This is a genomic window from Salibacterium halotolerans, from assembly GCF_900115625.1.
Taxonomy (GTDB): Bacteria; Bacillota; Bacilli; order Bacillales; family Marinococcaceae; genus Salibacterium; species Salibacterium halotolerans.
In genome coordinates, this window is record NZ_FOXD01000012.1 from 28,754 (window position 1) to 50,106 (window position 21,353).

Genomic DNA, 21,353 nt, shown 5'->3' on the forward strand with positions numbered 1-21,353 from the left:
CTCCAACCGGTGAGCACGGAGTCATTCATTCTCTCACGCCAGCACTCGTCTCTTATGCCTATCAGCTGCACATGAACGTCTCCTATGCTTCTACGCCGGTTATCAAGCAGTTCCTTATGTTTTTACTCCAGGAGGTATTGAAGCGAGGCCATTAACATGATAAAGAAAAAACGCGTCGTTTCTCATTTTTGTACATTTTGATTAAACTCTTCCTCGTACTCTTCCATGTCACGCTGCACTTGCTTTAACATATTTACCCAGTCGTTTTGGGCTGCCATCGTGTCCCGATATTCGTTTGAAAATTGATCAGTGGTTATAACATGGTTAGGATTCCCGTCTGCATCTGGATTTCTAGTATGGTCTATATTTTCAAATGTTCAGTTAAGGTATTCCACGGATTCAAGTGCTATGATACTCGGTTCATTAGAAGAATATTGTGTTTGTTCAAGACGATTTAGATAACATATGGAAATTTTTTCTATTTTACCAAGATGTCTCAGTAAACGATTGTAATCTCTCTTCAATGTCTTCCATTGTTCTACCTCCATTTCTTCACTCGACAAAACCCGTTCCAAATTACTTATATTTGAATAAGCGGCTGAGGAGACATTGATTATTGCATCTATCAGGTCTTGATTCATATAGGTTTCATATTGCTGCTTTTCTTTATATTGAATATACCCAAAGCGGTACAGAGAAGCAAAACAGATAAAGTAACGTATACTAACTTCTTCACTATTCAATCACCTTAATTTTAGTAAAATCACACCAACTATATGAGGCCGATTTATAGTATAGTAGTTGGTAGATGCAACGGGATTTCCCTTTAAGGATGGGCAGCCACTCCCAAAGTAGGAAGGGGGTGGTGCTATGTCTGATTATCAACTTGTCATTGTATCAGACAGAAAGTAAAACCCCATCCTTAAATTAGAGCGGCATCTCTAAAAAGGATGGGGTTTTAATATACCCTGAAATGGATGTTGCCCTCTTTGAAGGGCCGTTCGCATCATATCGAGGAAGGGACAGTTCATCGCTGTTCCTTCCTTTTATTATATCTTTACTGTACCATATTATTCTTATTACCTCAAAACAATACATGCGGCGGGTAGAAAAGGATCACGACTCTTGGAAGAAAGAAAGAAAAAATTAAACATCCATCCTGCCCAGAGCAACTGCTCTATTAGGATGGATGTCTTCTTTGTCTACGTTTCTTCTTATGCTTTCCATACCGCCGCGATCAAAAGAATCCAGCCGGCGATAAAGGCGGTGCCGCCGATCGGGGTGATGGCGCCGAGCCAGGAGATTCCGGTGAACGCCATCGTGTACAGGCTTCCGGAGAATACGAGAATTCCCACAAAAAGCAGCCATCCCGCCCACATGATGAGCGCGGAGCCTCCAGCGTACGCGGCAACCAGCCCTATGGCCAGAAGACCGAGCGCATGCATGATATGGTACTGCACGCCGGTTTGATACACGTCCATCAGACGGTCTGACAGCTTTCCTTCCAGCCCGTGCGCGCCGAATGCGCCGAACCCTACCGCGGCTGCGGCGTTCAATGCGCCGAGAATCACAAACATCTTCCACATCACTGACACCTTCCTTTTTTAAAAATCCAACAGGTTTCCCTCTGTTGAAGGGACATCTTCTGTCGGAGAAGATGACGGTTTCGGGGCGGGGGATGCTCCGCTGCCTGCCGAAGGTGCCACAGAAGCTGTCCGGCCGGCGTTCTTTTGGGCAGGCTGTTCCTGTTCTCCCGTCAAAATATCGCAATAGGCTTTAATGACTCTGGCGTGATGTTTCACGGCATCTTCATCCTCACGGTCCAGCCGGTCCGAGAGCGCCATCATTTCTTCTTCCATTTTTTCCACCACGGTTTTCGCCGGGATATACATTGCTGTGTCACCTGCCCTGTCCATTCCTATCGTGCTCTCTATTGTAACACAAAAAAAGCAGCGCACGCCCGCAGGTCTTTTCCCTGGTGCAAACGCAAATAATCCTGAACCCGGCTGTCCGCCCGCCGGTTCAGGATTATTTGCGTTTGCATATCAGAAGCTTTTCCTATTCATTTATTTTCGTGTAACCCAGTGATTCGATTTTCGGATAGTTTTCCTCGTCTACCACCCATATCTCTTCGTCGTTATCTCGGACAATGACATCTTTAGAAGTCGCGGCCTGCTTTGCGTCTTCTACGGTTTCATATTTTCCAGCGGGAATCTGCATATCATCCACCATGATATATGCCACTGTTAACACCTCCATTTGTCGGGAGGTATTCCCGCCTGTTCTGACTGTTAAACGAAACACACTACCATTGTAAGATGATTGTAAAACCAGTATCTTCTAGTCATCGCTCTCCAGATAATACCGGTGGAGTTTCTTAAGATCCCGGTTCCGGAGAGAGGATGTTTCTTCCTCATGCTGTTTTTTTACATCAAGTACAGTTTTTACCCCTGCAGTATTCAGTCCCTGGTCAATGAGTTCCTTGATCCGTGCGCAGCGGTCAATATCCTCGAGTGAAAAGATCCGCTGGTTTCCATGGTTGCGTTTAGGCGCAATCAATCCTTGATCTTCGTAGTATCTGATCTGACGGGCGCTTAACGATGTCAATTCCTGTACCACACTAATCGGAAAACAGGCGGTACGTGGTGGTATTTGTTCTGTCACCCCGCTTTCCTCCTTTACACAAACTAAAAATGGATGGAGCCTGCAATCAGCGTGTCTGCCTGTTCAAATACACATACACATCCTGAAGCGTCTCATAGCCAAGCTCAACAGCTTCCTTCATCGTGCAGACCCAGAGTTCGGCCGCGAGCACCGCGTCGGCCAGAGCATGGTGACGATGTTGAACCGGAATACCGTAGTGGCCGCAGCACACATCAAGTTCCTGGGACACCTGATCCGGCACTGCAATCTGATACAAAAAGGACGTGTCCAACAGCCGGTGCCTGAAATGCATACCGCTCGCCTGATACGTCGCGTGCTGCAGAAATTTCTTCTCGTGCTTCGCGTGGTGGGCAACGAGAATATCGGTTTGAATAAAAGAATAAAACTGCTGCAGCACGTCGGCAAGCGGAGGGGAGGATGCCAGCTCTTCTTTTGTCAGGCCCGTCAGATCAGCCGTTTCCGGAGACAGGGCATCCGGTTCGGAAATGGTGCTGTAAAAGGCTTCTTCGTGTTCCACTTTTCCTTTTCGTACTTTTACCGCTCCAATGGAGAGGATCTTATCCCCTCCATCCGGATAAAACCCGGATGTTTCCAAATCCAGCACAGTAAAATCAAGCGTATGAAGCGGTTCTAAGAGCGGCTGTTTCGCCTTGAGATCTTTCTGCAGCTGCCTCATGTAAGACTGGTGCTGCAGGCTGTTCTGATCAATCGACCCGGGGACGGGAGCTCCGAGTTTACCGGATACCTGCCGCACCCACTGGAACATGTTATTCATAACCATTTGTTCTCACCTGACTCTGCAAGCTTTTTCGTATGCTGAAAGAGCGATTTCCCCTCTTTCACGGCCGCTTTCAGTTCCTGTTTCTGCTCCCTGTTCAAAGCGTCAACCGGAATGTAATGTACATCTTCATACGTGTGCTGCTGCGCTGCAAAAGCCGAACGAAGTTTCAGCAGATTGTTGAAATGACGTTCTTTGTCCGCGGCAAACGGATAGATTTCCGCCGTCCGGCGCATACGCTCGAGCGTCGGGGTCTTGAGAATTCCTTCCTTGATGGCAAGCAGCCGCATCGCATGCACGTACGGAAAGAAGCCGACGTCTTTCAGATGAATGGAACCGGCGTACGGCCCCTTTTCATCCGGCAGAAGCTGCCCAAACGCATTTACACCCTGGTGCAGATAGGAAATATTCTGGGATAGTCTGCGCAGCAGCTTCGGCTGTTCTTCCACGAGACGGAATACATGGTTTTTGACATCTGTCAGCAGTCCAGCTCTGCCAAACAAGGGTCTCGCATCAATGAAGGTCAACAAGTGGCGGAATGTGCTCCATGTATCGGTTTCCACCCACTCTTCAATCTGCTGTTTCCATCCTTCCCGGCTGTGGCACCAGCGCGGATGGGAGGCCATGACTTTTCCTTCGCATCTGGGATAACCAACGGCCGCCATTCCCTCCCGGATTTCTGCTCCCAGAGCGAGAAAATAGTCCCGGCCGTCTTCCTCTTCCCCGCCCTCAAATACAATGCCATGATCCTGATCGCTGAATACCCCCTGCTCTTTGCGTCCGGCGCTTCCCATCAAAAAAAACGCAAAATGAGCAGGGGCCCTCCCCCGCTCATTTTCCACCTGCTTCACGGCAAGAGCTGTTGTTTCAAGGACCCACCGGTCATGGGCTTCGTTTAACTTCCATGAATCCTCTGCATACGTTTTTGTTTCTTCATCGCGGGCTCTTTTAATGGCATCATAACTTTGAAAAGAAGGAAGGGGAAGGGCTTCCCCTTCCGGATATAACGATGAAGATGTCATGTTATCACGCACCTGTATGAAGGTTGGCTGAATCTGTGTTCATCTGCGGATTCACGTTTTCCGGATAACCGTAACTACCGTGCTCACTCATATCAAGTCCCATGATTTCTTCTTCTTCCGAGACGCGTAGTCCTCCTGTCAGCCCTTTCGTAATTAAAAGCAGAATGTAGGAGGCAATAAAGGCGAACACCCCGCAGGCAAGCACACTGATGAACTGGACACCGAGCTGGGTTAAACCGCCGCCGTAGAACAGGCCGGCCTGACCGCCGTTCATTTCCGCCAGTTCAGGAGTGGCAAAGAAACCGGTCGAAAGCGTCCCCCATACCCCGGCTGCACCGTGTACGGAAAGGGCGAAAATAGGGTCATCAATGCCTTTCTTTTCGAAGAATTTCATGCTGTAGAATACAAGCAGTCCACCGATGATACCAATCACTACTGCGGCCCATGGCTCAACGTAGGCACACGATGCGGTGATGGCAACAAGTCCTGCAAGCGCACCGTTGAGCATGGTCGGCACATCTGCTTTTCCAAGTGATGCCCATCCTATGAGAAGAGCGGCAACGGCACCGGCTGCAGCAGCAAGCTGTGTGTTCAGAGCAACAAAGCCGAAGAAGGCGTCCGCCACACCGAATGTACTACCCGCGTTAAATCCGAACCAGCCTACCCACAAGAGTAGCACGCCAAGAGCAGTGAAGACCTGGTTATGTCCGGCCAGTTCATTCGGGGAACCGTCCTTGTTGTATTTACCGATACGCGGTTTCAGAAGAATGGTAGCAGCAAAAGCCCCCATCGCACCGGTCAGGTGAACCACCGTAGAACCGGCGAAATCCTGCTTACCAAGAGCACCGATCCAGCCTGCCCCCCAAACCCAGTGAGCAACAATCGGATACACGAAAGCTGAAAACAACACAGCGAAGATAACGTAAACGGACAGCTTTGCTCTTTCGGCGAAACCGCCGAATGCTACGGTCAGCGCGATGGCGGCAAAAGCCAGCTGAAAGATAAAATCTACAGAGCTTGAAAGACCCTCCCCTTCAAAGGCATAATCACCATAGAAGAAGTTCGAAAGACCAATCACTCCGCCGGCGCTGTCCCCGTAGATAAATCCATAACCGACAGCCCAGAATACTAGGGATACAATACCGAGAGTGAAAATAGTTTTGCCGGCGATGTGTCCGGCGTTTTTCATCCGGGTGGAACCGGCCTCCAGCATAATAAATCCACCCTGCATAAAGATAACTAGAATAAATGCGACCATGATCCAGAGATTATCCATTAATACCATAGGATCCATGAAACGTTCTCCCCTTTCATATTCTTTGAAGATGTAAACTTAGTTAACATCTTTCGTTATTTCACATTTTACACGTTCTACAGCTGGCATCTACATTTATGTAAGAAAACCTCACACATTGATTTCGAAAAGTCTGATTTTTTTGCAGACGCCTGCGTCCGCGGTATTTTATAAAAAAGGAAGATACGATGAAACTTTTACGAAGAATCTGCCTGCTGCTCGGAGTTCTTCTGCTCGTTTACGCCGCCTGGACCGCCTTCAGTATCTGGAGTTTCAGCCAGGTGACCGAAACAGAGAAAACCGATGCTGCCATTGTGCTCGGAGCGGCGGTTCACGACGGCGAACCATCTCCCGTGTTTCAAAAACGTATTGATCATGCCGTGAATCTTTGGAAAGAAGATCAAGTGAATGCTCTTCTTTTCACCGGCGGTAGTGCCGGAGACAAAGAGCCGGCCGAAGCAGAAGCAGCCGCTGCCTATGCCAAAGAGCAGGGAGTGGAAGAAGAACATATTTATATGGAGAGCAAATCCCGTATTACCGAAGGAAACCTCCGCTATGCTAAACAGGTGGCCGCTGCGCACGGGCTGCATACCTTTACTCTCGTCAGCGATCCGCTCCATATGAAACGGGCGGAAGCGATAGCAGATGATCTCGGGATGGATGTCATCTCCTCCCCTGCCGGCGATTCCGCTTATCGAACCTGGAAAACCAAACTCCCGTTTTTCCTGCGCGAATGGTTTTATTACACCGGCTATCAACTTCTTTCTCCGTTTCGTTTTTAAATAGAAGAAACGTAAAAAAGCTGCTTCATGCCGGTGCACGAAGCAGCTTTTATTTATACTTTAACTGTATGGGAAGTTGTCAGGGTGATAGCCGTAGCGGCGGTCTTCATTCAGACCGTCTATCGCCTGCAGGTCTTCGGCGTCCAGTGCAAAATCGAACACTTCCGCGTTGGATTTGATCCGCTCCGGTGTGACCGATTTAGGGATAGTGATGACGTTATTTTCCATCGACCAGCGGATAAGCACCTGAGCCGGTTTTTTACCGTGTTTTTCCGCGATGCGCTGCACAGGATCGGCATCGAGCAGATCTCCCTGGCCGAGCGGACGCCAAGCTTCAAGCTGAATATCGTGCGTCTGGCAGTACTCCAGCAGATCTTTTTGAAACAGGCGCGGATGGAATTCCACCTGGTTGACCATCGGCTTCACTTTGGCAATTTTCATCAGTTCTTCGAGGTGCTGATCGGTGAAGTTGCTGACGCCGATGGCACGGACTTTGCCATCTTCATATAGCTTTTCGAGCGCGCCCCAGGTTTCTTTGTATTTGCCCGGGACCGGCCAGTGGATTAAGTATAGATCAATCACATCAACACCGAGTTTTTCACGGGAACGTTCGAACGCTTCCAGTGTTTCATTGAAACCCTGCTCATCATTCCATACTTTTGTTGTCAGAAAGATATCGTCTGCAGGGACGCCGCTCTCTGCAATAGCTTTGCCGACACTGTGTTCATTTCCATAAAACGACGCTGTATCGATACTGCGGTACCCTGCTTCCAGAGCCGATTTCACCGCACGTTCCACTTCGTTACCGGCTTCTGCCTTGTATACGCCGAGACCAACCCACGGCATTTCCACGCCGTTGGCCAGGGTCTTTGTTGCTGTTTGAATACTCATATGCTTTTTCCTCCTTGTTTACTGATCAGGAATACACCAATCGATTTCCGGCCTTCCCATTTCTCTCAGAAACTCGTTCGTCCGGGAGAAGGGCCGGCTTCCAAAAAATCCTTTATGCGCAGAGAAAGGACTCGGGTGCGGGGATTTGATCACGAGATGACGATCTGCGTTGACCAGTTCTTCTTTCGCCTGCGCATGACGTCCCCAGAGTATGAATACCACAGGATCGCTTTTGTTATTCACCTGATTGATCACTTCGTTGGTGAAATGTTCCCATCCTGCGCCGCGGTGGGAGGCAGCCTGCCCCGCTCTCACCGTAAGTACCGTGTTCAGAAGCAGCACTCCCTGCTCCGCCCAGCTTGTGAGACATCCGTGGGACGGAACCGGACAACCGATATCTTCCTGCATTTCCTTGTAAATGTTCTGAAGCGACGGCGGCATTTTCACTTCCGACTGCACGGAAAAGCTTAATCCGTGTGCCTGGTTCGGACCATGATACGGATCCTGGCCCAAAATAACCGCTTTCGTCCGTTCATAGGGAGTGTGGTGAAGCGCGTTAAAAATATCATACATATCAGGATAGATCGTCTTTTCCCCGTATTCCTGTTTTAAAAACTCTCTCAGTTGAAGATAGTAATCTTTTTTGAATTCGTGATCGAGAACATCGGCCCAATCATTTTTCAACACAGACATGCTTCGTCATCCGCCCCTTTTCTTCAGGTGCCTGCATGCACGTATTCCCGCTGTACATTCTTTCAAACATAAATTGTTTCACGTGAAACATTATCTTTTTATGAGAGCATCCAATTCTGCATAGATACCCGGGGCAGCAGCCAGTGCATACAATCCTTTTTCTTCCTCTGATACTTTCGTTCTTCCTCCCGCTTCTGCTGCCAACAGCAGACCGGCTTCCACGTCCCAGTCATGCAGCTTGATTTCCCAGCTGGCATCCAGTCTGCCGCAGGCGACGTAGCAGAGGTCCAGCGCAGCACTTCCGGTTCGGCGGAAACCACCGAGACGGGGAACGACCTGCTGAACGTGCGGCAGGTTATTATCTTCTGTCGTTCCTTTATCATAAGGAAAACCACTGCCGACAACCGCTTCATCCAGCCTTTTTGTTTCTGACGTATGAATATGGGTGCCGTTCAGCCAGGCCCCTTCTCCTTTTACTACTTCAAACATTTCATCCAGCTTCGGGGCATACACAACGCCGACAACCGTTTCTCCTTTATAACGGAGACCGATGGAAATACAGTAAAACGGAATCCCCCTCGCATAATTCACCGTCCCGTCAATTGGGTCAATGACCCATTCGTAGGGGGAGTCTCCTTCATACGCGCCGCTTTCTTCTGTTTTCATGAGATGATCCGGATAATAGCTTCGTATCTGTTTCGTTAAAAACGATTCCGTCCATACGTCCATTTCTGTTACAAGATCAATCGCGGCGCTTTTACTGCTCATTTCCATCGGCTTCTGCGCACGCCTTACCTGTTCTTTTCCTGCTTCAAAGGCCCATCCTTTAGCAAGTTTAAGCATTCCCTTCCATTCCTGCATCCCTATCGCCTCTCTTTTTCCGTGTTTCTTCTATCATATCGGATATCAGGGGCGGACTCAAAAAACCATAGAGGTTAACCCGCCCTTTTTTTCTCCTATTTGTGTTACATTAGAGGCTGTTGTATCATCATTTGTGCTGCCAAGGAGAATCTATCTATGCTTGAACTGATATTGAATGTACTCGAACAGCTTGGGCTCGCCGGATTATTTCTCGGAGTGGCTATTGAAGCGATCTCCTCCCCGTTTCCGGCCGCCATCGTGCTTCTTGTATACGGCTATATTATTGATCCAACCGGCTGGGACTGGATTCTTCTCAGCATTAGTTCAGCTGCCGTCTATACCGCTATCGCCTACATTCCTTACTGGCTTGCTCTCCGCTATGACTACCTGCTGCAAAAACAGGTGGATAAAGCCGGGACGAGACAGATGATGAAATTCATGGACAAATACAGGGAATGGACCATCACCGCCGGGCGTATTCTTGGGATGGGGTATATTGTATACGTTGCCGCCTTTTATCGCATTACACCCTTTCGTTACGGCTTTTTCACTTTTATCGGCGTGCTGCCGGTCGCCCTTGTTATGCTGTATCTCGGCAGACTCGGCAATATCGAAGTCGTTTATTCCTGGTTCCAGGGGATTCAGTATGTATTGATGGTTGTTCTGACCGGACTGATCGGCTGGTATATTTACTACCGGATTAAACGCAGGAAAAAGGAATCCGGCAGAAGGCGGGAAGAAGAATGATAAAAACAGACCAGAACTGCGGCTTTTCCAGTTCCGGTCTGTTTTTTGGAGAGCATAAAAGGTCTTATAGTGTGAACTTCTTCACCGTTCCATTCAATTCATCGGTGAGTGTCCGCAGTTCGGTTACCTTATCCACCACATTTCGGAAGGCTCCCAGCTGTTCCTGTGTCGATGATGAAATTTCTTCGTTCTCCGCTGCGGTTTCCTCAACAACGCTGCTGATGCTCTCGACGTTCTCGAGCACGTCGCTTCCAAGACCTTTGGAGTATTCCATGCTTTGCAGCAATTCTTCCAGTTTGCCTGTGATGGAAGCCACTTTTTGATGAATATCTTCAAACGAGTTGTTTGTTGTTTCCATCGAAGACTGTTCTTCTGCAGAGATGGATACCCCGCGGTTCACAGCGGTCGTTACAGCCTCTATTCCTTCTTCAATCGAGCCGACCATATTGGAAATCCGGGTCGTTTCCTGCGTTGTCTGTTCGGCCAGTTTCCTGACTTCCTCCGCTACAACGGCGAATCCTTTCCCGGCTTCACCGGCCCGGGACGCTTCAATGGCGGCATTCAGTGCCAGCAGGTTTGTCTGGTTGGCAATGTCGGAAACGGAATCCGCCATCGAGTGAATCTTTTTCGTCGACTCCACAAAAGATTGAGTGGCTTCTTTAATACTTTTTGTCGTCTCTGTATTCTCCTGAACCAACTCCCGCTGCTTCTCAAGTGCTGCCTTGCCGGACTGAACAGCTTCAATCGCTTCTTCCCCGTATTGAACAGACTGCTTCGTGTAGTCCACATTCGACGAAAAAGCTTTATCCATATCTTCTACTTTCGTAACCGAATCCTGGAGGTCGGAGGCAATGGTCTGTGTCCCCTGCGCCAGTTCATCCGTAGAAGTGGCGACCTGCTGATTGATTTCTGTTACCGTGGCGTTTTCATTCTCAATCTGCCCGGCAAACCCTTCTACTCTATCACTGACCGACTGAATAGACTGGAGTAACGTTCGGATCTGTTCAATCATCTGATGAAACGAGTCGTTCAGCTGCCCCAGCTCATCTTTTTTCTGATACGAAATCGGTTCAATAGCCAGATTTCCGGCTGCCACTTCATTGGAACTCTCCGCCAGCTTCTTCAACGTTTTTGTAATCGGACTTGTGATCCGGTTGGATACCACAAGACTAATAATAATGAGTAGAACAACACTGACGATACTGGCAATGATGATGAACTGTACCTGCTGATCGAGTGCCGCCTGCGATTGTTCATAACTTGCTTCGGCAACCAGCTGCAGCATATAGACATCATTTTCAATACCTGCGAGTCTGGACGCCTGCTGATCGGCAGTGGAACCATCTCCCGCTTCAAGGGCCTGCATCGTTGTTTCTGTCCATCCGTCGAATTTATTTTTGATCTTTGTAATGTATTCGCGGCTTTGTTCATTCACCGCGATGTTATCGAGCTCACTGAGAAGTTCTTCGGTTGCTTCAATGGACGATGTCGTTTCCTGAACCAGCTCCTGACTCTGCGTGGTGGAAAAGCTGGATAAATTCAGCTGGGCAGCGTTCGTCTGTGATTTGAATTCCTCAATCGTAACGAGCGCATCCACCTGATCTTCACTGGAAGACTGAATCTGCATCATGTTAAAAATGATAAACGCAATGATGGCTGCTGCCAGCAGGATCGTCGTCAATGTATTAATGAGTAGTTTCTTTTTAATAGACATTTTTTCCTCCTATGATTCGCCTGCGAGTTCTTCTCTGGCAGCATCCAGTTGATCACTCAGATTGTCCGGAAAGTCTGCTACACGCAATGGCGCCAAGCCGACCCAATCTTCAGCAAGGCCATACTCCAGATTTTCACCTGACAGCGATTCTCCCTCAGCCATACGCTCAATCAATTGATAGATAGCGTTATCCACGTTTTTCATCACAGATGTAATGACCGCTTTTTCGGCCTGGAAATACTGATCGGTATCTACACCTATTCCATATACACCCTGGGCCTGTGCCTCCTGCAGCACCCCGACTCCGGTAAATCCAGCAGCAGCGAATATAATGTCTGCACCATTTTGTATCATGCCATCCGCTATATCCGCTCCCAATTGATCATCCTCATAGGTCCCCGCGTATTCCCGGTCGATGACAATATCAGGGTTCGCGGCTTTTGCTCCTTCTTCAAAGCCATTGTAGAAATTGTTGATAATTTCTACATCCTTTCCGCCGACAAAACCGATATGATCGGTTTCTGTTGTCATAGCTGCTGTCATGCCAGCCAGGTAACTGGCCTGTCCGACTTTGAAGTTGACAGAGGTAATGTTTTCCATCTCCGATACGGAATCTATGATCAGAAACTGCTGATCCGGTTGGTCGGCAGCTACGGTTTCCAGTGCTTCCTGCAGCTGATACCCTATTCCGATAACCAGGTCATTATCCTGCTCTACCAATTCACGTATACCCTGCTCATATGTATCTGTCGTGGCAATTTCTCTGTAATCAAATACGACATCTAGATTATCTCTTGCCCGCACAAGCCCCTCAAATGCGAGATCGTTAAAAGACTGGTCTCCAAGGCCGCTGTCCGACATCATCACACCGACTTTCAGTTTTCCCTCCGTCGCATTTATTTCCTGTTCCTGACCGCACGCCGCCAGTGACAACAAACTGAACAGACCCAGTGTTATAATAAAAAGATTCCTGAGTTTCATGCTTTCCCCCCTAAAATGGACTCTTCCTGTTTCATCGACAAATTTCCTATAAAGTGAATAGATTTACTTAAATTTAACAAAAATTTAGGTGTAAAATCCTTCATATTGAAAAGGAAAGAACCTAAATACATGAAAAAATCCGAACAATGGTACAAAATGCTTCATGCATTTTTTCGTACCACTATCCGGATCAGCTGCCCCTTCACTTTTTTATTTCAGCCCCTCATTTTCCAGTGTAATTTCGTTTTGAGCTATATCATCACTTATGATATGGCTCTCCTTTTTGTATCTTAAACGCGCGGTAGATCTGTTCGAGCAGAAGGAGCTTCATGAGCTGGTGCGGGAAGGTCATGTTGGAAAATGACAGTTTGTGATCGGCCCGCTGCAGAACAGCTTCACTTACGCCGTTCGAACCGCCGATGACAAAGGTGAGCTGGCTGTGCCCGTGCAGGCTCCACTTCTCCATTTTCTCCGCCAGCTTCTCCGAGGACCACTCGTGTCCGCCGATATCAAGCACTATAACGTTGCGGCCGGGCTTTATTTTATGTAAAATCCGTTCACCTTCTTTTTCCGTGACCTGCTGCTTTTCTTTTTCACTCATCTGCTCCGGCGCCTGCTCATCATTCACTTCATCCATCGTGAGCTTACAGTACGGTCCGAGCCGCTTTTCAAATTCTTCAATCCCCTGTTTCAGGTACTTTTCTTTTATTTTTCCGACACTTACAATCTGAATCTGCATAAAGCCTCTCCTGTTTCAACGTTATACACATGTGTGCAACCTGCAATTTAATTATCCACACAACCTATCCACATATTCACACCTGTTTCTGCGGTTTTCTTTGGATTTTATGCACAACTTGTCCACTGCAGTACGTTCAGGTTGTGGAATAGTCCCACTCCTTCTGTTTATCCATATAAGGAAATTCCCTTCTCTGTTATATCGCGTTATCAAGGGTTTTTTAGTTGTTATCCGGACATTCAGCGTACATGGCATCCCTCTTTTTTCACTATACCATATCTCACTTATCCACAATACATAGAAAAAGCCTTTCCCTGCATCGTGTGCGTGCAGGGAAAGGCTTTGCTGCTAAAACTGCTGTTGATTGTTCAGTACCATTTCTGCCGTCTGCTGCTGTCCTTCACGGTAGAACGTCACCGTAATCGTGTCACCCATTTTCGCTTCTGTATACAGATATCTTCGGAGATCGTGACCGTCGGCAATCGGTGTACCGTTCATTGCCGTGATGACATCATAACGCTTGAGGCCTGCTTTTTCCGCCGGCGTTCCGGAAACAATATTGGTGATAAAAATACCGCTCTCCACTTCCTCCGGCAGCTGCAGGGTTTCCTGCCAATGATAACTTGGAATTTCCGAAAGGGAACGGAGGGTGATACCCATCTGCGGGCGTTCTACTTCCCCGTTTGCTTCCAAATCTTCAATGACCGGCAGAGCAACCGAAGTTGGAATGGCAAACCCAATCCCTTCCACGGACGACTGCGCGATTTTCATGGAGTTAATCCCAATCAGCTGCCCTTTGATGTTTACGAGCGCACCGCCGCTGTTCCCGGGGTTAATGGCGGCATCGGTCTGAATCACTTCCGCGTTCCAGTCCGACTGACCGTCTCCATTCAAATCCACGGGAATGCTCCGTTCCACGGCACTGATGATGCCGCGGGTTACAGTGCGGGACAATTGTGTACCAAGCGGGTTGCCGATCGCTATCGCAGGTTCGCCGACATTCAGATTATCTGAATTTCCAAAGGAAACGGCAGTCTCAACCCCTGCTGCATCAATACGCAGAACAGCAAGGTCTGTCAGCACATCGGATCCCACAATGTCGGCATCAACGCGGGTATCGTTTGACAGGCTGACTTCCACCTGGCCGGCTCCTTCAATCACGTGATGGTTGGTCACCACAAAAGCTGTATCTCCTTCTTTTTTGTAAATAACCCCGGAGCCTGTCCCCTGACTGGCGCCGGAGCCATTTTCCTCTTCCCAGAAGTCGGATTGCTGCAGGTTAAACACGCCGACCACCGCATTGGATACCTGCTCGACCGCTTCTGTCGTATCAGATTGTACTGAAACCTGAAGCTGCTGCTGCTGTGCCTGTGAATCTCTTTCAACGGATATGTCTTCAGGTCTCTGCTGTGTTTCCTGTTCCTCTACAGCACTGTTTCTGTCTGTACCTGGATAAAGACCAGTTTCATAAAGAAAAGGCACCGCAATTAAAACAAGGACCGCTCCAATAATCGCACCGGCGAGCGCGGCCTGTCCGATTCGTTTCCGGTGCCGGTTCCTTCTTTTCGAAGGTCCCGTCACATGATCGTTATCATACCCCATACATGTCGTCACCTTTCATCCATGTTCCGTATTCATCCTTTATCGTTTCCCATTGGTTTGTTTTTAAACATATTTCCTACAGGGTAACTAGTGGTTTTGCTTCATAAGGATCGGTGTCATAAAGATGAAACGTGTGGCCGACACCACACTCTTCTTCTTCAAGAATCTGCTGGACGGACATGCGGGCCAGTTCTTTCATGTTGTTATCGAGGCTCAAATGGGCCAGATAGACCCGGCTCGTTCTGTCACCGACTACTTCGGTCAGCGCTGCTGCCGCATCTTCATTCGAAACATGGCCGGTATCGCCGAGAATACGACGTTTCACATTCCACGGATAACGTCCCATGCGGAGCATGTTCAAGTCATGGTTCGTCTCAAACACAAACATATCGGAGTTACGAATCAATCCCTTTGTCTGCTCCGTCACATATCCCATATCCGTTGCCAGAGCGAGTTTCTTCCCTTCGTGATGAAAAACAAAAAACATCGGATCAGCTGCATCATGAGAGACGGGAAAGGATTCAATATCAAGGTCTCCAAAGGTCTGGACGGCATTTTGTTCAAACACAAACTTCTGATCCGATGCAATGGTTCCGATACTGCTTTCCATCGCCTGCCACGTCTTCGGATTGGCATACAGGGGGAGCTGATGTTTCCGGGCCAGTACTCCCGCCCCTTTAATATGATCCGTATGTTCATGCGTAATAATGATGCCATCAAGTTCCGAAGGACTCCGTGCAATCTGTTCAAATAAACCTTCTATTTTTTTTCCGCTCAGGCCGGCATCAATTAACAGGCGCTGCCGGCCGGTTTCTACATAAACAGCATTACCAGTACTTCCGCTGGCAAGTACACTGAACGATAGTGCCATGACATGTCCTCCAATTACTGCTCCTGATTCCCGCTGTTCTCTTCGTTCTCTCCGTTGTTCTCTCCTCCAGACCCTTCATTTTGATTGGTGTTTCCGGAAGGATTCTCGACCGGGCCGCTGTCGTCCGATACTTCCTGAAGCGTTCGAACTGTACCGCCGATCGCGTTCACCAGATACTCGCTTTCCCCATTAACTTCCATTCTGTACATCGGCGCCATCACCTGATTGGAACCTTCCGGCGCAAAGAGGCTGTAATACCTCAGTTCCACTTCGTTGACTTCATCATTATTGGAGAGAATATTTTCGGTTAACAGTCTGTCTATCGCCCCGTACGTAGACAACATATCTTTCTGTTCTCCACCCTCTTCAAACTCCATATAGCTCTGAATGTAACTTTCTATTTCATTGTCATCATTGAGGAACAGAACGAGCGGGTTCTCATCATAGGTGACGGTTGTTTTATCTTCGTAAACCTGATTTAAAAGGACCTGCCCTTCTTCTTCATTGATTTCCTCTATAGCATATTCAGATCCGTTCCAAACCTGCTGGTCGAGAAAATTTTGAATATCGGCTTCCCCGGACACTGCATACGTGTTTTGCAGGGTTACTTCCACAAAATTACTATCCAGAGTGCTTACATTCTCTTCTCCGGCCTGACGGCTCACTTCTTCTTCAATATCTATGGATTCACCGACAATGTGGCTGATTTCGTCCCGTTCTGCCGGCAGGTCATCGGTGACCGTTATATTTTTTGCATTCAGTTCTTCCTCAGTGGAATTCTGCGCCCGCACATTGAGTTCACTCTGGCTCTGCTGCTCCACCATCTGCTGCAGCAAAAACGTATTTAAAAGCAGGAAGGCTAGAATAAATATGGTTTTCGTACGGCTCCAGTCCATGTTATCCCTCCCCGGTTGAGCCCGATGTGCTGTCATCCGGATTCACCGGATACCAGGCTCCATCATGTTTAACATACCAGCTCGGTTCAAATCGAAAAACGAGGCTGTCGGTTTTCTCCAGTTGATACCCCGGCTGAATGTCTTCAATCAAAGAAGGATCAAACTGCTGCTCCACGTATTCAACCACTTCCCTGCCGGATGCAAGTTCGATGGAACCTCTCGCATCAATCGGAGAATCATCGAGTTTAAACAATGGACGGGAATACTCGGAAACCTGTCCCCCGGATCTCGTAACATTGATGGAAGAAATGTCCGGACCTCCCGATGTGAAGACCGGCAGTCCTGAAACGATCATCCGGTACGTTGCACTTTGTCCTTCAGACTGCGGCTGCCAGTCATATAACCTGTAATCATCGGTCCACCCGCCGCGTGTATTCACAAATCCGAAGGTGGCATTAATCACGTGTCGCTGGCTGGAAGAACTTCCTTCACTGTATACCGGGTTCACGTACGTAAAATACGTCCCGTTTTCTTCCACACTTACCATGCGGTTGCCGTCTGTGAATGAAGCCTCTCCATTTTCACGGCGGTACTGTTCCACATACTCCGCATCACTGAACAATAAATTTAAAAACTGATTGTAATCAATGTCGGTCGATGTATCGGACAATGTGCTGTATTCCACGGAGTTTTCCGGAAGATACAGTACTTCAAGCGGAGAAGACGAACTGCCTGGCTCATATGGAAAAACAGGTTTATACTGATCCATCTGAAGAATATAATTTTCCCGGAACGAGGACAGACTGAAGGTTGTTTCCCCTTCCAGTACAAAAGATTCCTCGTTGGAGGCAAAGGTGACCAGCAGGTTCTCCGAATCTCCTCCCTGATCCCTCAGAATCATGCGGTCTATGGAATCGATGGGAAGATCCGGATCCTCTTCTTCGAACTGAAACATCTGCTCTAGAATTTCATCGGGGACAGACACAGGAAAGATGATCTCTGCTGTACGGGGTGCTGCATACAGATTCTCCCTCGATACGTCCTGACGCAGGGTTATATTCTGAAACTGCGAATCCAGCAGTTCATCGTAAAAACGGGAAAAAAGACCATTCGTTCCATTTAACGCGGTATATGTGCCGTCCTCATGAAAAACCAGCTGGGAAGGTTCTACCACATCATTCAGACTCCGCTCCTCGCCGATCTTTTCATTCGAGGTCGTGGCCGATTCATTAAGAGGAGCAAAATTGGCTTGAAATGTCCAAAGCTGCCACGTCAAAAACACACTGAATATCACTAATAAAGCAAGAGCACCTGATTTTATCCGCTCTTTCATTCTATAACCCCTTCTTTTTCCAGTGCCGAATAAGGAAGTGTCACCGCAACCGTTGTCCCTTGCTGCCACTCACTGTCGATAGAAATAAAGCCTTGATGGGATTCTATTAATTCTTTGGCAATCGCAAGTCCGAGTCCGGTTCCGCCCAGATTACGGGCTCTTGCCTTATCCACCCGGTAAAACCGGTCAAATACTTTCGGCTGGCTTTCTTTTGGAATCCCTACACCCTCATCCGTAATTTCTACGTTAACCGTTCGAGGTCCCGGCGTCACTTTAACCTTAATGGTTCCCCCGTCCGGTGAATATTTCACCGCGTTGGAAACAATATTGTCGAATACCTGCATCACTTTGTCTTTATCAATATCAACATATAACGGATGGTCCGGAATCATCTTGGAGAAATGAAGGTTCCTGTCCTTTGTAATCATTTCAAACCGTTCCGTCATCTGTTGCAGGAGTTCCACGAGATCCTCCGTTTCAAAAGTAAGGGTCAGGTCATCGCTGTCCATTTTAGAAAGCTGCAGCAGGTCGTTCACAAGCCGTATCATTCGCTCTGTCTCATTTTGGGTAACCTGCAGAAAACGCGGTCCAAGGTTCTCATCTTCCATGGCCCCGTCTTCCAGAGCTTCCAGGTAGCTTCTCATTGTCGTAAGCGGCGTTCGGAGCTCGTGCGACACATTGGCTACAAATTCACGGCGTTCCCGTTCCAGTGTTTCTTTTTCGGTTACATCATGAAGAACGGTAATCAGTCCATTGACCGGACCTTCTTCATTTCGGATGACAGAGAAATTCGCTTCGAGCAGACGTGCCTCGTCCTCATCACTGAAATCCAGTAAAATCGAATCGGCATAGTCATACAAGTCACTGGGTGCCACCGTTTCCGACAGGTGCAGCAGCTCCGGAAGCGACGCTCCCATCACATGACGGCTGTCTACATGGAGAAGCTGTTCCGCCCGCCTGTTCATCAGAATGATACGCCCGAGTTCATCTGTTGCAATGACACCATCGGTCATATGGGTCAGGACGGAACTGAGTTTTTTCCGTTCCCCTTCCGTTGTGGAGTGGGCTTCTTTCAGATTCAGTGTCAGGGAGTTAAACGATTCGGCCAGCTGTCCAATTTCATCCTGACCGTACACGCGCACCCGTCTCGAAAAATCTCCATCCATCATCACTCTGGCCTGTCTGCGCATATCCACAATGGGCCTCGTAATTGTCTGTGAGAGCAGTATCCCGAGAAGCGCCGTCAATCCGAGCGCAATAATGGTTCCGTTAACGAAGATGGAATTGATCTCGTTCATTTCCTGGTATATGTTTTCCATGCTTGCTTCGATGTAAATCGCTCCGATGATTTCGCCGTTTTGTTCAATCGGCTTGGCGACAACCCGGAGCCGTTCTCCGTCCTGGGTCCGTACTACCTGATTGGCCGGGGAACCAATTAAAGCCCGCTCCACTCTGACCCTTGTGCTCTGCTGTCCGACCAGATTCTGATCGTTCCATTCCGATGTCCCGAGAATCTGCTGGTTCGGACCAATAATCTGCGCTTCAATCCCTTCCACCGAGAAAAATTCCTGGAGAAGGTTGGCGATATCCTCCTCGAGCGGTTCTTCTTCTTCATCCCGATTTCGCGTGAGCTCTTCCTGTACGTTATACTCCAGCAGATCCGCGCGTTCCCGGATCATTTCCTTATGGTTTTCTTCCAGCTGCGCTTGCAGTTCCCCTGTGAAATAAACACCTATCACCTGCACGGCAATAAAAATAAGCAGCATGAAAATGGTGATTAACTTAAAGTGGATAGACTGAAACATTCCCCCGAGTTTCATGCTCACTTCTCCTGTTCAGGGTGTTTCACATAATATCCTACACCACGTCTTGTCACAATCCACATCGGATAGCTTGGATTATCTTCTACTTTTTCGCGCAGGCGGCGCACGGTTACATCCACCGTCCGGACGTCTCCGAAGTAATCATATCCCCAGACCGCCTGAAGGAGATGTTCTCTTGTCATGACCTGTCCTATGTGTCTGGCCAGATAATGAATTAGTTCAAATTCCCGGTGTGTTAAATCGACGGGTTCTCCCCGTTTCGACACGAGATACGCATCGGGATCGACGGTTAAACCGCCGACTTCAATCAGTTTCTGTTTTGACGATGTTTCTTCCGGCACCGTCTGCAGACGGCGGAGATTCGCTTTCACCCGCGCCAGCAGTTCGCGGTTGCTGAAAGGCTTGGTTACATAATCATCGGCACCAAGTTCCAATCCGAGTACTTTATCAATTTCAGCATCTTTGGCCGTCAGCATAATAATCGGCATATCAAAGTATTTACGGATTTCCCGGCACACTTCCATTCCATCTTTATGAGGAAGCATGATATCAAGAAGCACAAGATCCGGCACAAATTCATGAACTTTCTCCAGCGCTTCATTCCCATCGTAGGCGACTTCGACTTCAAACCCCTCTTTTTTCAGGTTAAAGTCGAGAATGTCGGCGATCGGCTGTTCATCATCGACGACCAGTATTTTTTCATCCATTTCCATTCGCTCCGTTTCCTGCATGAATTCCGTCCTGTATCGTGCCTTCCTCCTTGACGAAAAGGCGGACAGCTTGTCTGTTTCTCATCTACCTATTATTGTAACACAGCGTGTAACATTGGGTTTATCATGGTTTGAATCTCTTTTTCACGTTTTGTTCTATCAAAAAACGTCTGGGCTGTATGCCAGACGTTCGGGGTCATTATTTGGAATGAATGGTGGCTCGAGACGGAATCGAACCGCCGACACGAGGATTTTCAGTCCACTGCTCTACCGACTGAGCTATCGAGCCTTTTTGGTGCCTTTCTGATTAAAGACAAAAAAGTAAGTAAATGGCGGGCCTGACGGGAATCGAACCCGCGATCTCCTGCGTGACAGGCAGGCATGTTAACCGCTACACCACAGGCCCTTTTTTGAAAGAATAAACGGCGAATCTCTGCGTCAGCTGCGTTCGCATCGTCAGGTCACGTACAGTTGTACGTTCCCTCCTCTACTCTCTTGCTTCCTTGACCTTCTTGTTTCTTCTTTCAAAAAGGTAAAGCGAGGCGGATCTTTGCGTCAACTACGTTCGTGTCGTCAGGTCACGTACTGGAGTACGCTCCCTCCTTCACTCTCTTGTTTCCTCGACCTTCTTGCTTCTTCTTTCCAAAAGCAAGGAGGCAAATCTCTGCGTCAACTGCGTTCGTGTCGTCAGGTCACGTACGGTTGTACGTTCCCTCCTCTACTCTTTTGTTACGATGAAAAAAGAAAATGGTGACCCGTACGGGATTCGAACCCGTGTTACCGCCGTGAAAGGGCGGTGTCTTAACCACTTGACCAACGGGCCGCATGAAGAAAACAATGATTTAAAATGGTGAGCCATGGAGGATTCGAACCTCCGACCCTCTGATTAAAAGTCAGATGCTCTGCCAACTGAGCTAATGGCTCCCGTTTGTTGGTTCATCGTTTTCAGCGA

At 48.3% G+C, this 21,353-nt stretch carries 22 protein-coding genes and 4 tRNA genes; 2 read left to right on the forward strand and 24 right to left on the reverse strand.

Annotated elements, in window-relative coordinates; translation table 11 throughout:
* Nucleotides 1–377: 377 nt before the first annotated feature.
* The 8 genes from BM124_RS11000 to BM124_RS11035 form a co-directional block, all read right to left on the reverse strand.
* Nucleotides 378–743 carry a hypothetical protein gene (locus BM124_RS11000; protein ID WP_093337565.1) on the reverse strand — a complete coding sequence of 122 codons (366 nt, stop codon included), beginning with the start codon at nt 741–743 and terminating at the stop codon, nt 378–380.
* Nucleotides 744–1,214: 471 nt separating this feature from the next.
* On the reverse strand, nt 1,215–1,586 hold the full coding sequence (locus BM124_RS11005; RefSeq protein WP_093337566.1) for a DUF423 domain-containing protein: 372 nt from the start codon (nt 1,584–1,586) through the stop codon (nt 1,215–1,217).
* Between the two features lie 18 nt (nt 1,587–1,604).
* Complete coding sequence (locus BM124_RS11010; protein ID WP_170841110.1) at nt 1,605–1,916, reverse strand: DUF5327 family protein; 312 nt, start codon at nt 1,914–1,916, stop codon at nt 1,605–1,607.
* A gap of 142 nt (nt 1,917–2,058) precedes the next feature.
* Nucleotides 2,059–2,244, reverse strand: a complete 186-nt coding sequence (locus BM124_RS11015; protein WP_093337569.1) for a hypothetical protein — start codon at nt 2,242–2,244, stop codon at nt 2,059–2,061.
* Nucleotides 2,245–2,340: 96 nt separating this feature from the next.
* Nucleotides 2,341–2,664, reverse strand: a complete 324-nt coding sequence (locus BM124_RS11020) for a MerR family transcriptional regulator (RefSeq protein WP_093337571.1) — start codon at nt 2,662–2,664, stop codon at nt 2,341–2,343.
* Nucleotides 2,665–2,710: 46 nt separating this feature from the next.
* Nucleotides 2,711–3,445, reverse strand: a complete 735-nt coding sequence (locus BM124_RS11025; RefSeq protein WP_093337572.1) for an exonuclease domain-containing protein — start codon at nt 3,443–3,445, stop codon at nt 2,711–2,713.
* Nucleotides 3,436–4,464: a DUF294 nucleotidyltransferase-like domain-containing protein gene (locus BM124_RS11030; protein ID WP_093337573.1), complete on the reverse strand. Its 1,029-nt coding sequence runs from the start codon at nt 4,462–4,464 to the stop codon at nt 3,436–3,438. The genes BM124_RS11025 and BM124_RS11030 overlap by 10 nt, the downstream gene beginning before the upstream one ends.
* Nucleotides 4,465–4,468: 4 nt before the next feature.
* On the reverse strand, nt 4,469–5,758 hold the full coding sequence (locus BM124_RS11035) for an ammonium transporter (RefSeq protein ID WP_093337574.1): 1,290 nt from the start codon (nt 5,756–5,758) through the stop codon (nt 4,469–4,471).
* A gap of 188 nt (nt 5,759–5,946) precedes the next feature.
* Here BM124_RS11035 and BM124_RS11040 point away from each other — a divergent pair, with 188 nt between their 5' ends.
* Nucleotides 5,947–6,540, forward strand: a complete 594-nt coding sequence (locus BM124_RS11040; protein ID WP_093337575.1) for a YdcF family protein — start codon at nt 5,947–5,949, stop codon at nt 6,538–6,540.
* 60 nt (nt 6,541–6,600) lie between these two features.
* On the opposite strand, the gene BM124_RS11045 is transcribed toward BM124_RS11040, so the two are convergent.
* The 3 genes from BM124_RS11045 to BM124_RS11055 form a co-directional block, all read right to left on the reverse strand.
* The gene (locus tag BM124_RS11045) at nt 6,601–7,431 is read right to left on the reverse strand and encodes an aldo/keto reductase (protein ID WP_093337576.1); all 831 of its coding nucleotides are present in this window, start codon (nt 7,429–7,431) and stop codon (nt 6,601–6,603) included.
* Nucleotides 7,432–7,449: 18 nt separating this feature from the next.
* Complete coding sequence (locus tag BM124_RS11050) at nt 7,450–8,124, reverse strand: uracil-DNA glycosylase (protein ID WP_093337577.1); 675 nt, start codon at nt 8,122–8,124, stop codon at nt 7,450–7,452.
* Nucleotides 8,125–8,214: 90 nt separating this feature from the next.
* A complete protein-coding gene (locus tag BM124_RS11055) occupies nt 8,215–8,985 on the reverse strand; it encodes an inositol monophosphatase family protein (RefSeq protein ID WP_093337578.1) in 771 nt (256 codons plus the stop codon).
* 156 nt (nt 8,986–9,141) lie between these two features.
* On the opposite strand from BM124_RS11055, the gene BM124_RS11060 reads away from it, so the two are divergent.
* Nucleotides 9,142–9,732 carry a DedA family protein gene (locus BM124_RS11060; RefSeq protein ID WP_093337580.1) on the forward strand — a complete coding sequence of 197 codons (591 nt, stop codon included), beginning with the start codon at nt 9,142–9,144 and terminating at the stop codon, nt 9,730–9,732.
* Nucleotides 9,733–9,796: 64 nt separating this feature from the next.
* Here the strand turns inward: BM124_RS11060 and BM124_RS11065 are convergent, their stop codons facing one another.
* From BM124_RS11065 to BM124_RS11125, 13 genes are all read right to left on the reverse strand, one after another.
* Nucleotides 9,797–11,446, reverse strand: coding sequence for a methyl-accepting chemotaxis protein (locus tag BM124_RS11065; protein ID WP_093337582.1), 1,650 nt, complete (start codon nt 11,444–11,446; stop codon nt 9,797–9,799).
* Between the two features lie 9 nt (nt 11,447–11,455).
* Complete coding sequence (locus tag BM124_RS11070) at nt 11,456–12,427, reverse strand: BMP family lipoprotein (RefSeq protein WP_093337583.1); 972 nt, start codon at nt 12,425–12,427, stop codon at nt 11,456–11,458.
* Nucleotides 12,428–12,686: 259 nt separating this feature from the next.
* On the reverse strand, nt 12,687–13,166 hold the full coding sequence (gene rlmH / locus BM124_RS11075; RefSeq protein ID WP_093337585.1) for a 23S rRNA (pseudouridine(1915)-N(3))-methyltransferase RlmH: 480 nt from the start codon (nt 13,164–13,166) through the stop codon (nt 12,687–12,689).
* A gap of 348 nt (nt 13,167–13,514) precedes the next feature.
* Nucleotides 13,515–14,768 carry a S1C family serine protease gene (locus tag BM124_RS11080; RefSeq protein WP_093337586.1) on the reverse strand — a complete coding sequence of 418 codons (1,254 nt, stop codon included), beginning with the start codon at nt 14,766–14,768 and terminating at the stop codon, nt 13,515–13,517.
* A 76-nt stretch (nt 14,769–14,844) separates the two neighbouring features.
* Entirely contained in the window at nt 14,845–15,639 is a 795-nt protein-coding gene (locus BM124_RS11085; RefSeq protein ID WP_093337588.1) for an MBL fold metallo-hydrolase, read from the reverse strand.
* A gap of 14 nt (nt 15,640–15,653) precedes the next feature.
* Entirely contained in the window at nt 15,654–16,535 is an 882-nt protein-coding gene (locus tag BM124_RS11090; protein ID WP_170841111.1) for a two-component system regulatory protein YycI, read from the reverse strand.
* 1 nt (nt 16,536) lies between these two features.
* The gene (locus BM124_RS11095) at nt 16,537–17,868 is read right to left on the reverse strand and encodes a YycH family regulatory protein (RefSeq protein ID WP_093337591.1); all 1,332 of its coding nucleotides are present in this window, start codon (nt 17,866–17,868) and stop codon (nt 16,537–16,539) included.
* Nucleotides 17,865–19,688, reverse strand: coding sequence for a cell wall metabolism sensor histidine kinase WalK (walK, locus tag BM124_RS11100; RefSeq protein WP_093337592.1), 1,824 nt, complete (start codon nt 19,686–19,688; stop codon nt 17,865–17,867). The genes BM124_RS11095 and walK overlap by 4 nt, the downstream gene beginning before the upstream one ends.
* 2 nt (nt 19,689–19,690) lie before the next feature.
* Nucleotides 19,691–20,398, reverse strand: a complete 708-nt coding sequence (gene yycF / locus BM124_RS11105; protein ID WP_093337687.1) for a response regulator YycF — start codon at nt 20,396–20,398, stop codon at nt 19,691–19,693.
* Between the two features lie 216 nt (nt 20,399–20,614).
* Nucleotides 20,615–20,690, reverse strand: a tRNA-Phe gene (locus BM124_RS11110).
* Nucleotides 20,691–20,731: 41 nt separating this feature from the next.
* Nucleotides 20,732–20,807: transfer RNA gene (locus tag BM124_RS11115), tRNA-Asp, on the reverse strand.
* Nucleotides 20,808–21,149: 342 nt separating this feature from the next.
* Nucleotides 21,150–21,224: transfer RNA gene (locus BM124_RS11120), tRNA-Glu, on the reverse strand.
* 25 nt (nt 21,225–21,249) lie between these two features.
* A tRNA-Lys gene (locus BM124_RS11125) sits at nt 21,250–21,325 on the reverse strand.
* Between the last annotated feature and the right edge of the window lie 28 nt (nt 21,326–21,353).

What these genes read in the sequence shown, in the direction of transcription:
- BM124_RS11085 (WP_093337588.1), bottom strand. Translation starts at nt 15,639, where the DNA reads ATGGCACTATCGTTCAGTGTACTTGCCAGCGGAAGTACTGGTAATGCT.
- BM124_RS11065 (WP_093337582.1), bottom strand. Translation starts at nt 11,446, where the DNA reads ATGTCTATTAAAAAGAAACTACTCATTAATACATTGACGACGATCCTG.
- BM124_RS11055 (WP_093337578.1), bottom strand. Translation starts at nt 8,985, where the DNA reads ATGCAGGAATGGAAGGGAATGCTTAAACTTGCTAAAGGATGGGCCTTT.
- BM124_RS11095 (WP_093337591.1), bottom strand. Translation starts at nt 17,868, where the DNA reads ATGAAAGAGCGGATAAAATCAGGTGCTCTTGCTTTATTAGTGATATTC.
- BM124_RS11040 (WP_093337575.1), top strand. Translation starts at nt 5,947, where the DNA reads ATGAAACTTTTACGAAGAATCTGCCTGCTGCTCGGAGTTCTTCTGCTC.
- rlmH (WP_093337585.1), bottom strand. Translation starts at nt 13,166, where the DNA reads ATGCAGATTCAGATTGTAAGTGTCGGAAAAATAAAAGAAAAGTACCTG.
- BM124_RS11005 (WP_093337566.1), bottom strand. Translation starts at nt 1,586, where the DNA reads ATGTGGAAGATGTTTGTGATTCTCGGCGCATTGAACGCCGCAGCCGCG.
- walK (WP_093337592.1), bottom strand. Translation starts at nt 19,688, where the DNA reads ATGAAACTCGGGGGAATGTTTCAGTCTATCCACTTTAAGTTAATCACC.
- BM124_RS11025 (WP_093337572.1), bottom strand. Translation starts at nt 3,445, where the DNA reads ATGGTTATGAATAACATGTTCCAGTGGGTGCGGCAGGTATCCGGTAAA.
- BM124_RS11050 (WP_093337577.1), bottom strand. Translation starts at nt 8,124, where the DNA reads ATGTCTGTGTTGAAAAATGATTGGGCCGATGTTCTCGATCACGAATTC.
- yycF (WP_093337687.1), bottom strand. Translation starts at nt 20,398, where the DNA reads ATGGATGAAAAAATACTGGTCGTCGATGATGAACAGCCGATCGCCGAC.
- BM124_RS11045 (WP_093337576.1), bottom strand. Translation starts at nt 7,431, where the DNA reads ATGAGTATTCAAACAGCAACAAAGACCCTGGCCAACGGCGTGGAAATG.
- BM124_RS11060 (WP_093337580.1), top strand. Translation starts at nt 9,142, where the DNA reads ATGCTTGAACTGATATTGAATGTACTCGAACAGCTTGGGCTCGCCGGA.
- BM124_RS11010 (WP_170841110.1), bottom strand. Translation starts at nt 1,916, where the DNA reads ATGGACAGGGCAGGTGACACAGCAATGTATATCCCGGCGAAAACCGTG.
- BM124_RS11080 (WP_093337586.1), bottom strand. Translation starts at nt 14,768, where the DNA reads ATGGGGTATGATAACGATCATGTGACGGGACCTTCGAAAAGAAGGAAC.
- BM124_RS11035 (WP_093337574.1), bottom strand. Translation starts at nt 5,758, where the DNA reads ATGGATCCTATGGTATTAATGGATAATCTCTGGATCATGGTCGCATTT.
- BM124_RS11090 (WP_170841111.1), bottom strand. Translation starts at nt 16,535, where the DNA reads ATGGACTGGAGCCGTACGAAAACCATATTTATTCTAGCCTTCCTGCTT.
- BM124_RS11030 (WP_093337573.1), bottom strand. Translation starts at nt 4,464, where the DNA reads ATGACATCTTCATCGTTATATCCGGAAGGGGAAGCCCTTCCCCTTCCT.
- BM124_RS11070 (WP_093337583.1), bottom strand. Translation starts at nt 12,427, where the DNA reads ATGAAACTCAGGAATCTTTTTATTATAACACTGGGTCTGTTCAGTTTG.